Here is a 12,605-nt window from a genome sequence, read left to right as displayed (position 1 = left end):
GTTGTTATCCCTTCATTTTGAGCGGCAGACCTGCTGCCACGAAATAGACTGTTGCCGCGGCGCCAGCCACGGCCTGATGAAGACGTCCGGCATGATCGCGAAAGTCGCGGGCCATGCGGTTCTCCGGAACGATGCCGAGGCCAACCTCGTTGGAGACGCAAACGACCGCACCTTTAAGATGCGGCAGCGCTGCGGCAAACCTTGCCGTTTCCGCCATCACATCGCGCTCGGCCATCATGAGGTTGGTGACCCAAAGGGTAAGGCAGTCGACAAGAACCGCTGTGCCCTCGGCCGCATGCACTTCCAGCGCGGAAACCAGATCGAGCGGTTCTTCGACCGTCGTCCATAAGACGCCGCGCCGCGCCTTGTGCTGGTCGATGCGAGCGGACATCTCATCGTCCCACGCCCTGCCCGTCGCAAGATAGATTGCTTCGTTGCCGGATGACTCGATCAGTCCCTCGGCAAAGGAGGATTTGCCGGAGCGCGCGCCACCGAGCACAAACGTGACCCCGCGCTCCAGCACGGCCATCAGGCCTCAAGCTCCGAAGCCGCGTAGCTCTGGATGGCAAAGCCGAGCGCAGTGCCGAGCACCACCCAGAAGAAGAGATTGGTCGCGAGCGTCGATACCGCGAACTCGGATGCCAAGGTCGGCGGCACGGCGGAAGTGAGATCGTCCGCTTCCGGAGCGCCATAGATATGCGGCGCAACAATCAGCACGAGGCCGAGAATCCTCGCCCAGATTTCCTCACGCAGAACGATGAAGTAGACGCCGCCCGCCGTAAGCAGCACCGTGATGAGCCACCAGGCTTGCCGCGTCGCGAGATCGGCGGCAGGCATGGCCGGCAGTTCCGGCGCAAGACTGAACGATGGCGCAAGGTTGAAGATGAAGAACCCGGCCAGGCCCCAATAAATGCCGTTCTGCAGGGTGATCTTGCGTCCAAGAAACAATGCGGCCGCGCCAGTGATCAGGGCGAAACCCGCTCCGGCGACAAGATTGATCAGCAAGGTATTACCCAAGCGGCCGAATGGCAGCGCCGGGCTCGCCTCTTCCTCTTCGTGAGTGTGCGGCGCCACGGCAGGTGCAGTCTCGCCGGTGGCGGCAGGCGCTGCGGCATGCTCGTGCTCGTGGCCGCCTGCGGCGTTCTCATATTCTTCCGCGTGCAGGATAAGTGGCACGCTGCGCACATACATGGCTGGCGTCAACAGAATACCAGCAAACAGACCGGCCACGATCGTAGCCAGAAGATATTTAACCAACATCGATATCTCTCCGTATTCCCATATCAAGACACCGGGCTGTCGAAACGACACCCGGACCAGATAAACCCTCAGTTTTCAATGCTTAAGCGGTGGCGGCCGAATCATTACATCCAGCCGGGCTCCAACCTCAGTGGCAGGGGAATCCGTAGGAATGGCGGGTATCGTGCGCCGTATCGTGCAGCGTTTCGGAATGGGACAGACCCACGCCATAAACGATGAACACGCCGAGCAGCATTGAAACCACCGCCGTCGTCAGACGCGATGCGAGCGGGAGAGATATCGTAGTCGAAGTACGTGCAGCCATAACAACCTCCGTGCAGGGCCAGAAGGGACTTTCCCCTTCGGTCTTGGGCACCATTGCCCTATGACTGGCAGGTCTCCTGGCTCGCGGGTCGCAGGATCAATGCCGCCTTCCCGGTTTCCCAGTGGCTGCCCTCGGCTTGCGCCTTCAGGCCTTGGCATAAATCCTCGCCGCTCTACAGTCGCGGGGTCGGCTGCGGTAGGGCCGCCCTGATGGGTACGGCCGTCGCATTCCCTTTTGATCCCATGGCCTTTGGCCGAACGGGAACCAATCATGGGTTGAACGTTATTCACCAAGCGCCAAGAATGTCAAACGAAACCGCGAGACGTTTTTCGCTTTACTATGGTCAAGGGACCACTTCGAGATCGGTGTTCCTGTATTCGTCATCCGTCGCCAGGATGGGCACCCGATAATATTTTGCACAGGCATAGTGCAGGCAATCGCCGAGATTTAGCCCCCGCCGGCCCTGCCGTACAAGTGCGCAGCAGCGAGAGCGAGACGCGTGGCTTGTTTGGTTGGGGGAAGGTCAAGCAGTTCGATGCCTCTAACCTCGAGAAACTCGGTGACCAGGCTTTCGACCTCGGCAACGGGAAGATTGAACTTGTCCGGACGCGACAAGGCGAGGACAGCTTCGAGCACCGCGACTGGCGACGTAAACCGCTTTGTCGCGCCAACCAGTGCATCCGAGATTCGCGCCGCCTCTGCCTCATCAGCAAGTATCGCCACGAGCGCGCAAGCATCGACGTACACGATCAATCATCCCACATTGCGTCGAAAGCCGATTTCGGCAACGGCTTTCGCGCTTTGTCATCGAGTTTGATTTTGTGGCGCGCGCGCAGACGCGCTGCGGTTTCTCGCGGCGTCTCCGCTTTCATGCGGTTTTCAATCGCTTCGCGCATGGCGATGACGATTGCCTCGGTAATGCTGACCTCCTCGATTTTCGCAAACCTGCGGGTCAGTTCATCCGCCTCTTCATTGGTGACATTGATTGTCATTCTAGCCCTTGAACATGTAGATAAACCATCGAAGTTAATCTACATGATCTTGTCTACACACTCAACGTGGCAGCAACGCCTGCAAGTCGAGGACTTCTGCCAGTTGGTCGGCTATCGAATCGAGCGCAGCATCGACGCCCGCCCTGTAGTCGAAGGCATTGGCGTTGATTCCCAGCGAACGCAGCAAGGCGGAGCGATAGGCATCGGTGCCGAAAAGCCCGTGCATATAGGTCCCGAAGACCTTGCCGTCGGCAGAAATCGCGCCATCCTCAACGCCGTTGATCATCGCCGTCGGGCGGCTGCAATCCGGGCCGGTCGTCTTGCCGAGATGGATTTCATAGCCGCTCAGCGGCACGTCATATTGCAGCGAATGAGCCGCAACATTGCGAACGGTCTTTTCCGGCTCCATCACCGTTTCGATATCGAGGTGGCCGAGACCTTCGATTTCCGTCGCCGCACCTTCGATGCCCTCAGGGTCGCGCACCGTGCGTCCGAGCATCTGATAGCCACCGCATATTCCCATGATCGAGCCGCCGCGACGCCGGTGAAGGTCAAGGTCCTTGTCCCAGCCGTTTTCCCGGAAGCGTAGAAGATCGCCGATCGTCGATTTCGACCCCGGGATGATGACGAGACCTGCATCGACGGGCAGTTGCTCGCCGCTTCGAACAAACACGACATCGACATCCGCCTCGGCCATCAGCGGATCGAGGTCGTCGAAATTGGCGATGCGGTCAAGCACCGGCACCGCGACTTTCAGTGCGCGGCCCTTCCCCTTTACCAATCGCTCCAAGACGACGGAATCTTCCGCGGGAAGCCGGGAAGCATCCTTCAGCCATGGCACGACGCCAAATGAAGGCCACCCGGTGAACCGGGTGATTGCCTTCAACCCCTCGTCGAAGAGCGAGACGTCGCCGCGAAACTTGTTGATGATATATCCGATGATCGCGGCGCGATCCTCCGGCGGCAGAATTGCATGGGTGCCGACAATCGATGCGATGACGCCGCCGCGGTCGATATCGCCGACGAGAACGACCGGCACATTGGCGCGGGTTGCAAAGCCCATATTGGCGATATCGCCTGCCCGCAGATTGATTTCGGCAGGCGACCCCGCGCCCTCGACGATGACGAGATCGGCTCCATCGCAAACAATGTCAAAGGACTGCATCACGGCATCGAGCAGTTGCCCCTTGAGCTTCTGGTAGTCCCTGCCCTTCGCATGGCCCCAGACCTTGCCTTGCACGATTATCTGGCTGCCGGTTTCCGACTGCGGCTTCAGGAGCACGGGATTCATGTGGACGGAGGACGGCACACCGCAGGCCAGCGCCTGCAGCCATTGCGCGCGGCCTATCTCGCCGCCGTCATCGCTGACCGCCGCATTGTTCGACATGTTCTGCGGCTTGAACGGCCGGACGACCAGCCCGCGCTTGTGCGCAAGCCGGCACAGACCCGCCACGAGGACGGATTTCCCAACATCTGAACCGGTTCCCTGCAACATGATTGCGCGCGTCATGGGCTTTGAGTAGCGGATATGTCTTTCTCTTCCTAGTCCTGCCTTGGACGTTGCGCCCCGGGAAGCTTGGGATAGAGTGGCAGGCAATAAGAAATGCAGGGAGGGTGCCATGGACAGTAGCGTTGATTCGACCGCTGGCCAGTTCGAACTCAATGAGGATCAACTGGCGATCCAGGCCATGGCGCGCGCCTTCGCCGCCGACCGCGTCGCGCCGAGCGCGCTGGCGTGGGATCGCGACAAGCACTTTCCCGCCGATGTCATCCGCGAGACTGGACCGCTCGGCATGGGGGGCATCTACGTGCGCGAGGATGTCGGCGGTTCAGGCCTGAAGCGGCTCGATGCCGTGCTGATCTTCGAGGCGCTCGCCGCCGCCTGTCCGGCGTTCTCGGCATTCATTTCCATCCACAACATGGGCGCGTGGATGATCGACACGTTCGGCAGCGAGGAGCAACGTCAACGCTTCGTTCCGCGCCTGACATCAATGGAGTGGCTTGCAAGCTATTGCCTGACTGAGCCGAACTCCGGTTCCGATGCTGCCGCCCTGAAGACCCGCGCGGTGCGTGAGGGCGATCAATACATTCTCAACGGCGCCAAGCAGTTCATTTCGGGCGCCGGCGATTCCGACCTGTACGTGACGATGGTGCGCACCGGCGAGGATGGACCGAAGGGCATCTCTGCGCTGGTCGTCCCGAAAGATGCGCCCCTTTCTTTTGGCGCCAATGAATACAAGATGGGCTGGAACGCCCAATCCACCCGCCAGGTCATCTTCGAGAACTGCCGCATCCCAGTTGCCAACCGGCTCGGCGAGGAAGGTGACGGCTTCCGCATTGCCATGGGCGGGCTCGACGGCGGGCGGCTCAACATTGCGGCATGCTCGCTTGGCGGCGCGCAATCGGCCCTCGACAAGGCGCTGGTCTATGCCAGTGAGCGCAAGGCGTTCGGCAAGGCGATCAATCAGTTCCAGGCGCTTCAGTTCAAGCTTGCCGATATGGAGACAGAGCTTTCGGCTGCCCGCATGCTGCTCTACACAGCGGCATCGAAGCTTGACCGCAAAGCCCACGACGCTTCCAAATGGTCCGCCATGGCCAAGCGCTTCGTCACCGACAAGGGGTTCGATATCGCCAACGACGCTCTGCAGATCCATGGCGGCTATGGCTACCTGCACGACTATGGCGTGGAGAAACTGGTACGTGACTTGCGGGTGCACCAGATCCTGGAAGGCACGAACGAAATCATGCGGGTAATCATCGCGCGGCACATGACGGGCCGTTGAAATTTCAAATTGAGGGAGAAGTGCGATGACGACTATCGCTTTTATCGGCCTTGGACATATGGGCAATCCGATGGCCGCCAATCTCGTCAAGGCAGGCCATAAGGTACTCGGGTTCGATCTCGTGTCCGAAAACCTCGATACCGCGCGGGGCAACGGCGTAACGATTGCAGACAATGCCAAAGCTGCCGTCGCCGGGGCCGATGTCGTCATTACGATGCTCCCGGCCGGCAAGCAAGTGCTGTCGGTGTACGAAGCGGTTGCCAAGGCAGCACGAAGCGGCGCGCTGTTCATCGATTCATCGACGATTGACGTCGACTCCGCCCGCAAGGCGCATGCAATCGCGACGGAGAACGGACTGTTGTCCGTCGATGCACCGGTCTCAGGCGGCATTGGCGGCGCGGCGGCGGGCACCCTCACCTTCATGGTGGGCGGTTCCGATGGAGCCTTCGTCAAAGCCGAACCGATCCTGAAACCGATGGCCGGGCGGATCGTTCATTGCGGCGAAGCGGGCAACGGCCAAGCGGCCAAAATCTGCAACAACATGATCCTCGGCATTTCGATGATCGGTGTCAGCGAAGCTTTCACGCTGGCCGAGAAGCTTGGGCTATCACACAAGGCGCTGTTCGACGTTGCCTCCACATCTTCCGGCCAATGTTGGTCTCTGACGACCTATTGTCCGGTACCGGGACCGGTGCCGAGCTCTCCGGCCAACAATGGCTATAAGCCCGGCTTTGCTGCCGCGCTCATGCTCAAGGACCTTAAATTGTCGCAGGAGGCGGCGACAAGTGTTGGCGCAGCAACGCCGCTCGGCGCCCATGCCGAGGCGCTTTATGCCGAGTTCGGGGCAGCGGGCAATGAAGGATCGGATTTCTCCGGCATTATCAATTATTTGCGCGACGCCAAGCGCGAAGGCTGATCACAATCCTGGCAGAAAAGTCGCAAATTTAGATTTGCTTAAGCTCTCGATAACCTCGCGGTAACGATGTCCGGCTAAAACTTTACGGGCGAGCAGGGTCAAACCTGTTCCCCGCTCCGGATCAGGTACCGCGTACCGGAGCTGTAATTTTCTGCCCGCGTTGAGTTCGGCAGAACTGCCATGCGTAACTTGGCAAAAACCGCGCTGTTCCATCGTGAACGGGGCGGTTTTTTTGCATCCTTCGGAAATTCCGAGCAAAGAAAAACCGCCACCTCGGAGGCAGCGGTTCACATGCCGTCTCGTCGATCGATTAGCCGGCCGAACGGGTCCAGATGAAGGACAATGCCGAGCCGATACCGCTCTTAGAATTGCTGGACGGAGCGTTGCGCTTTTCGGTTGCATTCCACGAAATGTGCACGCGGTTATTGCGATTGAAAATGTAGAGCATTTTGGCGACCTCGAAAGGAAATGAGTTGTTGCCGCTCAAATGCGCTTTTTGCTCAAAGTTTGATCACGAAATTTCGCCATGGCATGTCGCATTTACAGCAGGAACCCTTGCATTTTCGCATGGTCACCATGCCGGAACGGCATACCTCGCCCTTACAGAAAGGTAAGTTTTATAAAATCACCGTCGAAAACCAAGCGTGACGCTAACGGAAAAGCTGTTCAGCTCCCGGGAACAAGTCGTTTGTAGTTTGCCTGCAACGTCTTTCTGCCCGGCCGCAATGCCGCTGCGGCAGCCTTGTTGGCGGCTTCGGAAACGAGGCTTGCGGGCGACCTGCCGCGCATGACGTCAAACCAGAACGTCGCTGCGGAGTTCATGAGAGAAATCTGCGCGGACACGACACCATCCACGGACGCCGCCACTTTTTCCGAAACGGCCCGGTGCGTTTCTGCGCCGCCACCCTTCTCGCTCATCGCCTCCAGCATCATCATCGGCACGCGCATGGCAATTACCATCGATGCCAATTGCAGGTCACGGGTTTGGCGTCCAGTCTTCAGCTCAGATTTCATCGGGAGTTCCTTTTCGTTGGCAGGCCCATTGCAAACCTTCGGCGGGCAAAATGGTTTCATGCCGTGCGGAAAATATCGGTAGGGGCCGGATCGAGGCAGGCAAATCCGCCGATCGTGCAGGCAGATCGTCTAAAGCGTTGATCTTTCGTTTAAACCCTTGTTACGATACCTGATGGAGCCATGTGCCGTTTGGTGTCGCATCCTTTATCCCGGCGTCGCTATATCGACAGGGCTTGTCGCGATACACCGCATTAATTCGATGATTCCATTGCATTCTGACGGGATAAGAATGCCAAATGGCACATAAGCGAACGACTAGGTAAGGCAGTACCAAGTTAGAATTCGTTACCGGGTGAACTGTCAAAGAGTGGGAGATAAAGAACATGAAGAAGCTGCTTGCTTCAACTTTTCTGATTGCCGCTGGGTTTTTCGGCTACTCCGCGTCGGCTTCGGCTGCGGAATGCGGCACCGTTACTATTGCCAACATGAACTGGCAATCGGCCGAGGCACTTGCCAATCTCGATAAGATCATCCTGAGCGAAGGCTATGGATGCGACGCCGAGCTCGTAGCGGGCGATACTGTTCCAACCTTCACGTCCATGATCGAAAAGGGTCAGCCGGACATCGCCCCCGAGGGCTGGCTCAATGCCGTCCGCGAGCCGCTTGAAAAGGCGGTCAAGGAAAACAAGCTCGTCTACGCTGCACCGGCGATCACCGAAGGCGGCACGGAAAGCTGGTGGATCCCCAAATATTTCGCGGATGCCCACCCCGATATCAAGACCATTGCCGATGCCATGAAGCATCCAGAACTGTTCCCTGCTCCGGAAGATCCGAAGAAGGGCGCAGTCTTCAACTGCCCGTCAGGCTGGGCCTGCCAGATCACCACGACGAACTTCTACAAGGCTTTTGAGGGCGACAAGCACGGCTTCACCCTTGTCGATACGGGTTCGGCTGCGGGCCTCGATGGCTCGATCGCCAAGGCCTATGAGCGCAAGGAACCCTGGCTTGGCTATTATTGGGGTCCGACCGCCATACTCGGCAAGTATCCGATGGTCAAGCTCGACAATGGCGTGGCATGGGACGAAAAGGAATGGAACCGCTGCAACGCCATCGCGGATTGCCCGGATCCAAAGCCGAATGGCTGGCCGAAGGCTGATATCTTCACGATCGTCACCAAGAAGTTTGCCGACAGCGCCGGCGATGCCTTCGAATATCTGAAGAAGCGCCAGATCTCGACCGAGGAAGCCAACAAGCTTCTAGCATGGATGGTCGACAACCAGGCGACGGGCGAAGATGGCGCCAAGTACTATCTGAAAAACAACGAGGCGACCTGGTCCAAGTGGGTCTCTCCGGAAGCCGCCGAGAAGATCAAGGCTGCCGTACAATAATAATGTCTTGCGGCAGGGCACCGGTCCTGCCGCAATCCATTACCTCGCTGGAACAGGCTGTACGTATAATCGTCCGGCGCTTCGGTCATTAGAGAGAACGAGCCTCAATGGCCCAATGAAGGGGATACCAACATGGATTGGTTATATTCATTCCCGAACATGAATGATGACACGCTGCGCAACCTCAAGAAGGCCATGGACGAAGGCTTCAAGGCCTTCACCCGCGAATATGGCGACATCATCGAATCGTTCTTTCAGCCGCTGCAGTATTTCCTCATTGAGGCCGAGCGCTTCATGACGACGACGCCGTGGCCGATCATGCTGCTGTTGATCGGCGGCATCGCCTGGATCGCCAGCCGTAACTGGAAAATCGTTGCCGGCACCATCATCACGCTCCTCCTCATCGGCTATTTCGACATGTGGAGCGATGCGATGAAGACCATCGCCATGATCTTCGTCGGCACCGTCGTTTCGATCTTCGTCGGCATTCCGATCGGCATCATCATGGCCCGGTCAGACAGTTTCCAGCGCGTGGTCAATCCCATTCTCGACGTGATGCAGACGATGCCGAGCTTCGTCTACCTTATCCCCGTCGTCATGCTTCTGGGCATCGGCAAGGTGCCGGGCCTCATAGCGGTGGTGATCTACGCCATCCCGCCAATGATCCGCCTCACCAACCTCGGTATCCGGCTCGTCGACAAGGACGTCCTCGAAGCCGCTGATGCGTTCGGTTCATCGAGTTGGCAACGTCTCAAGAACGTGCAGATCCCCCTCGCCCTCCCGACAATCATGGCCGGTATCAACCAGACGATCATGATGGCTCTGGCAATGGTGGTCATTGCTTCGATGATCGGCGTCCAGGGCCTTGGGCAGCCGGTGCTGCGCTCCGTCAACGGGCAGTTCTTCTCACTCGGGCTTTTCAACGGCCTTGCCATTGTCGGCATCGCCATCATTTTCGACCGCGTTAGTCAGGCCTATGGCAAGCGTCTTCAGAAGCATCAGGAGGTGGTCCATGGCTGATCGTTCGGTCCAGGGTGCAGGCATCAAGATCAAGAATCTCTACAAGATTTTTGGCCAGAGACCCGTCAGTTACGTCGAAGCCGTCAAGAAGGGCATGTCCAAGACCGAACTCAACGAACAGCATGGGCACGTGCTCGGCCTCAGGGACATCAACATCGACATGCCGGCGGGCTGCATACAGGTTGTCATGGGGCTTTCAGGGTCGGGTAAATCGACCCTTATCCGCCACATCAACCGGCTTATCGACCCGACTTCCGGCGAGGTGATCATCGACGGCGCCGATGTCTGCAAAATGAACCAGAACGATCTGCGCGAATTTCGTCGCCACAAGACCGCGATGGTGTTCCAGAAGTTTGCGCTGCTTCCTCACCGCACCGTCCTCGACAACACGGTCTATGGCCTCGAGATCCAGGGGCTTCCCCGCGACAAGCAGGAAGCACAGGCGCGTCGCTGGATCGAGCGTGTCGGCCTCAAAGGATTTGAGGGCCACTACCCCAACCAGTTGTCGGGCGGCATGCAGCAGCGCGTGGGTCTTGCCCGTGCGCTGACCAACGACGCACCGATCCTCCTGATGGACGAAGCCTTCTCGGCGCTCGATCCGCTCATTCGCATGGATATGCAGTCGGTGCTTCTCGATCTGCAGAAGGAAATCCGCAAGACCGTCGTTTTCATCACCCACGATCTCGACGAGGCGCTGCGCCTCGGCGATCGCATCGCCATCCTGCGCGACGGTGAAGTGGTGCAGCAGGGCACCGGCCAGGACATCGTGCTGCAGCCCGCGGACGAATACATTTCCAACTTCGTCAAGGAAGTGAATCGCGGCCGGGTCATCATGGTCGATACGATCGCAACGCCAGCGGGCGCTCCGGCCACGAGCGGCAGCGTCACAGTGCGCACGGGCACGATCCTCGAGGAAGCCGCCAAGACGATGACCGACGCCAACCAGCAATATGCGACGATCATCGATGACAATGGCAAGCCGACCGGCGTCATCAGCATGAACAACCTGATCCAGGCGATGGTTACGCCAATCAGCCACCTGACGTCGAAGGCCGCTGCGGAGTAGGGATACTGTAGTTGCTATATGTGGGGTCGTTTCACCCCCTTTGCCCGGCAGGACAAAGGGGGTGTGGACGAACTCCAAGAACCGCCCTTGATCCGCCCAACTCTGGCCCCAGCGACCCACCCCACACCATGTCGCTTCCTTTGCGCTCGGCGTCGCTCACGCCGCGCACGCACAATGCCGCTCTGGCGATAGTGGCAACAGCGCACGCAAGACGTGCAAGCGAAGGGCATGGGCAATGAGCGAACCGGCAATCGAGATCGAAACCAACACGTCAGCGCGGGATCACGGACGACGGGGCGGACGAGCCCGGCCGCGCAGCACCGAAAGCGGAGCCTTCGACCAGCCGCCGTTTCGCCAGCTGAAAATTCCGTTCACGCCGACCAAGATCGTCTCGGACGACGAACTCGAATCGATCCACGACGCGTCGCTGCGCGTCCTGCAGGAAATCGGCGTCGAGGTTTTGCATGACGGCGCGCGCGAAATCATGAAGAGCGCCGGCGCTGACGTTCGCCCCGGCTCGATGCGGGTTCGCTTCGACAAGGACATGATCCTTGAATATGTCGGCTATGCGCCATCCGAATTCACGTTGCATGCCCGCAACCCGGCCCACAATGTCCGCTTCGGCGGCAATAATCTCATCTTCGCGCAGATGGGTTCGGCGCCGAACTGCTCGGATACCGACAATGGCCGGCGCTCCGGCAACCAGGCCGACTTCCGTAATTTCATCAAGCTCGCCCAGATGCACAATATCATCAACACGACCGGCGGCTATCCGGTCGAACCGATCGATATTCACCCGTCCGTTCGGCATCTCGAATGCATCCGCGACCTTACGACGCTCAGCGACAAGGCGTTCCACATCTATTCGCTCGGCAAGGAGCGCAATCAGGACGGTATCGAGATCGCCCGCCTCGCGCGCGGTGTCAGCCACGAACAGCTTCAGCAGGAGCCATCCTGCTATACGATCATCAATACCAATTCCCCGCTCAAGCTCGACATACCGATGATGGAAGGCATCATCCAGATGTCGGGCAAAGGCCAGATCGTCATCGTAACGCCCTTTACCCTCGCCGGTGCCATGGCTCCGGTGACGATTGCCGGTGCCCTCGTGCAGCAGAATGCGGAAGCGCTTGCCGGAATCTCGTTCACGCAGATGGTGAGGAAAGGCGCTCCCGTCGGCTATGGCGGCTTTACGTCCAATGTCGACATGAAGTCCGGCGCGCCGGCCTTCGGCACGCCCGAATACATGAAGGCGCAGTTGGTCGGCGGTCAGCTTGCCCGCCGCTACGGAATTCCCTATCGCACCTCCAATGTCTGCGCCGCCAATACCGTGGACGCGCAAGCCGCCTACGAATCGGTCTTCTCACTCTGGGGCGCCATCCAGGGCGGTGGCAACTTCATGCTGCATTCCGCCGGCTGGCTCGAAGGCGGCCTTTGCTGCTCCTATGAGAAGATGATCCTCGATTTCGACCTCCTGCAGATGGTGGCAGAGTTCTTGACCCCGCTCGATCTTTCCGAAGATGCGCTCGGCGTCGATGCCATGCGCGATGTAGGCCCCGGCGGTCATTTCTTCGGCACGGCTCATACACAGTCGCGCTACAAGACCGCCTTCTACGCACCGATCATCTCCGACTGGCGCAATTATGAAACCTGGCAGGAGGCTGGCTCGCCGATTGCGATCGAGAAGGCCAACCGCATCTGGAAGGAGCGCCTTGCAACCTACCAGAAGCCCGAAATCGACCCTGCGGTCGAAGAGGCCATCAACGCCTTCGTCGCCCGCCGCAAATCAGAAGGCGGCGCGCCCACGGATTTCTGATCGCTTGAATCGAAGTCTCAACGCATTGAATCACTTTTCCACATAC

The 12,605-nt window shown here is 58.9% G+C and carries 15 protein-coding genes and 1 riboswitch; of the genes, 6 read left to right on the top strand and 9 right to left on the bottom strand.

The genetic code is table 11. The features are described 5' to 3' along the window. Positions 1-4 precede the first annotated feature (4 nt). The 7 genes from cobU to GF108_RS15600 form a co-directional block, all read right to left on the bottom strand. Complete coding sequence (cobU, locus tag GF108_RS15625) at positions 5-529, bottom strand: bifunctional adenosylcobinamide kinase/adenosylcobinamide-phosphate guanylyltransferase (protein ID WP_153668841.1); 525 nt, start codon at positions 527-529, stop codon at positions 5-7. Next, a complete protein-coding gene (locus tag GF108_RS15620) occupies positions 529-1,260 on the bottom strand; it encodes a CbtA family protein (protein WP_153668839.1) in 732 nt (243 codons plus the stop codon). Before GF108_RS15620 ends, cobU begins: the two co-directional genes overlap by 1 nt. Before the next feature lie 127 nt (positions 1,261-1,387). Beyond that, on the bottom strand, positions 1,388-1,564 hold the full coding sequence (locus GF108_RS15615; protein WP_027231779.1) for a CbtB domain-containing protein: 177 nt from the start codon (positions 1,562-1,564) through the stop codon (positions 1,388-1,390). A gap of 48 nt (positions 1,565-1,612) precedes the next feature. Then, positions 1,613-1,848: riboswitch (cobalamin riboswitch) on the bottom strand. A 59-nt stretch (positions 1,849-1,907) separates the two neighbouring features. Next, complete coding sequence (locus tag GF108_RS22750) at positions 1,908-1,997, bottom strand: hypothetical protein (RefSeq protein WP_370462214.1); 90 nt, start codon at positions 1,995-1,997, stop codon at positions 1,908-1,910. Between the two features lie 14 nt (positions 1,998-2,011). Further along, entirely contained in the window at positions 2,012-2,311 is a 300-nt protein-coding gene (locus tag GF108_RS15610) for a type II toxin-antitoxin system VapC family toxin (protein WP_370462187.1), read from the bottom strand. Between the two features lie 2 nt (positions 2,312-2,313). Further along, a complete protein-coding gene (locus GF108_RS15605; RefSeq protein WP_153668837.1) occupies positions 2,314-2,556 on the bottom strand; it encodes a type II toxin-antitoxin system VapB family antitoxin in 243 nt (80 codons plus the stop codon). A gap of 61 nt (positions 2,557-2,617) precedes the next feature. Further along, entirely contained in the window at positions 2,618-4,066 is a 1,449-nt protein-coding gene (locus GF108_RS15600; protein ID WP_153668835.1) for a cobyric acid synthase, read from the bottom strand. Positions 4,067-4,175: 109 nt separating this feature from the next. Here GF108_RS15600 and GF108_RS15595 point away from each other — a divergent pair, with 109 nt between their 5' ends. Together GF108_RS15595 and mmsB are read left to right on the top strand one after the other, a co-directional pair. Beyond that, positions 4,176-5,339 carry an isobutyryl-CoA dehydrogenase gene (locus GF108_RS15595; RefSeq protein ID WP_153668833.1) on the top strand — a complete coding sequence of 388 codons (1,164 nt, stop codon included), beginning with the start codon at positions 4,176-4,178 and terminating at the stop codon, positions 5,337-5,339. A 25-nt stretch (positions 5,340-5,364) separates the two neighbouring features. Continuing rightward, the gene (gene mmsB, locus GF108_RS15590) at positions 5,365-6,255 is read left to right on the top strand and encodes a 3-hydroxyisobutyrate dehydrogenase (RefSeq protein ID WP_153668831.1); all 891 of its coding nucleotides are present in this window, start codon (positions 5,365-5,367) and stop codon (positions 6,253-6,255) included. On the opposite strand, the gene GF108_RS15585 is transcribed toward mmsB, so the two are convergent. Beyond that, complete coding sequence (locus GF108_RS15585) at positions 6,256-6,546, bottom strand: hypothetical protein (RefSeq protein WP_153668829.1); 291 nt, start codon at positions 6,544-6,546, stop codon at positions 6,256-6,258. 375 nt (positions 6,547-6,921) lie between these two features. Continuing rightward, positions 6,922-7,269, bottom strand: a complete 348-nt coding sequence (locus tag GF108_RS15580) for a hypothetical protein (protein WP_153668827.1) — start codon at positions 7,267-7,269, stop codon at positions 6,922-6,924. Between the two features lie 383 nt (positions 7,270-7,652). On the opposite strand from GF108_RS15580, the gene GF108_RS15575 reads away from it, so the two are divergent. From GF108_RS15575 to GF108_RS15560, 4 genes are all read left to right on the top strand, one after another. Further along, positions 7,653-8,657, top strand: a complete 1,005-nt coding sequence (locus GF108_RS15575) for an ABC transporter substrate-binding protein (RefSeq protein ID WP_153668825.1) — start codon at positions 7,653-7,655, stop codon at positions 8,655-8,657. Positions 8,658-8,789: 132 nt separating this feature from the next. Continuing rightward, positions 8,790-9,677 (top strand): proline/glycine betaine ABC transporter permease, encoded by an 888-nt coding sequence (locus tag GF108_RS15570; RefSeq protein WP_091945245.1) that lies wholly within the window; start codon positions 8,790-8,792, stop codon positions 9,675-9,677. Continuing rightward, a complete protein-coding gene (locus GF108_RS15565; RefSeq protein WP_153668823.1) occupies positions 9,670-10,743 on the top strand; it encodes a glycine betaine/L-proline ABC transporter ATP-binding protein in 1,074 nt (357 codons plus the stop codon). Before GF108_RS15570 ends, GF108_RS15565 begins: the two co-directional genes overlap by 8 nt. Positions 10,744-10,978: 235 nt before the next feature. Beyond that, the gene (locus GF108_RS15560) at positions 10,979-12,559 is read left to right on the top strand and encodes a trimethylamine methyltransferase family protein (RefSeq protein WP_153668821.1); all 1,581 of its coding nucleotides are present in this window, start codon (positions 10,979-10,981) and stop codon (positions 12,557-12,559) included. Positions 12,560-12,605 lie beyond the last annotated feature (46 nt).

Source organism: Phyllobacterium sp. SYP-B3895 (assembly GCF_009647635.1).
GTDB classification, from domain to species: domain Bacteria; phylum Pseudomonadota; class Alphaproteobacteria; order Rhizobiales; family Rhizobiaceae; genus Phyllobacterium; species Phyllobacterium pellucidum.
This window is presented reverse-complemented; position numbering and strand designations above follow the sequence as displayed.

Excerpts from the sequence above, each read along its gene's own strand:
- cobU (WP_153668841.1), bottom strand. The coding sequence starts at position 529 with ATGGCCGTGCTGGAGCGCGGGGTCACGTTTGTGCTCGGTGGCGCGCGC.
- GF108_RS15620 (WP_153668839.1), bottom strand. The coding sequence starts at position 1,260 with ATGTTGGTTAAATATCTTCTGGCTACGATCGTGGCCGGTCTGTTTGCT.
- GF108_RS15615 (WP_027231779.1), bottom strand. The coding sequence starts at position 1,564 with ATGGCTGCACGTACTTCGACTACGATATCTCTCCCGCTCGCATCGCGT.
- GF108_RS15605 (WP_153668837.1), bottom strand. The coding sequence starts at position 2,556 with ATGACAATCAATGTCACCAATGAAGAGGCGGATGAACTGACCCGCAGG.
- GF108_RS15600 (WP_153668835.1), bottom strand. The coding sequence starts at position 4,066 with ATGACGCGCGCAATCATGTTGCAGGGAACCGGTTCAGATGTTGGGAAA.
- GF108_RS15595 (WP_153668833.1), top strand. The coding sequence starts at position 4,176 with ATGGACAGTAGCGTTGATTCGACCGCTGGCCAGTTCGAACTCAATGAG.
- mmsB (WP_153668831.1), top strand. The coding sequence starts at position 5,365 with ATGACGACTATCGCTTTTATCGGCCTTGGACATATGGGCAATCCGATG.
- GF108_RS15580 (WP_153668827.1), bottom strand. The coding sequence starts at position 7,269 with ATGAAATCTGAGCTGAAGACTGGACGCCAAACCCGTGACCTGCAATTG.
- GF108_RS15575 (WP_153668825.1), top strand. The coding sequence starts at position 7,653 with ATGAAGAAGCTGCTTGCTTCAACTTTTCTGATTGCCGCTGGGTTTTTC.
- GF108_RS15570 (WP_091945245.1), top strand. The coding sequence starts at position 8,790 with ATGGATTGGTTATATTCATTCCCGAACATGAATGATGACACGCTGCGC.
- GF108_RS15565 (WP_153668823.1), top strand. The coding sequence starts at position 9,670 with ATGGCTGATCGTTCGGTCCAGGGTGCAGGCATCAAGATCAAGAATCTC.
- GF108_RS15560 (WP_153668821.1), top strand. The coding sequence starts at position 10,979 with ATGAGCGAACCGGCAATCGAGATCGAAACCAACACGTCAGCGCGGGAT.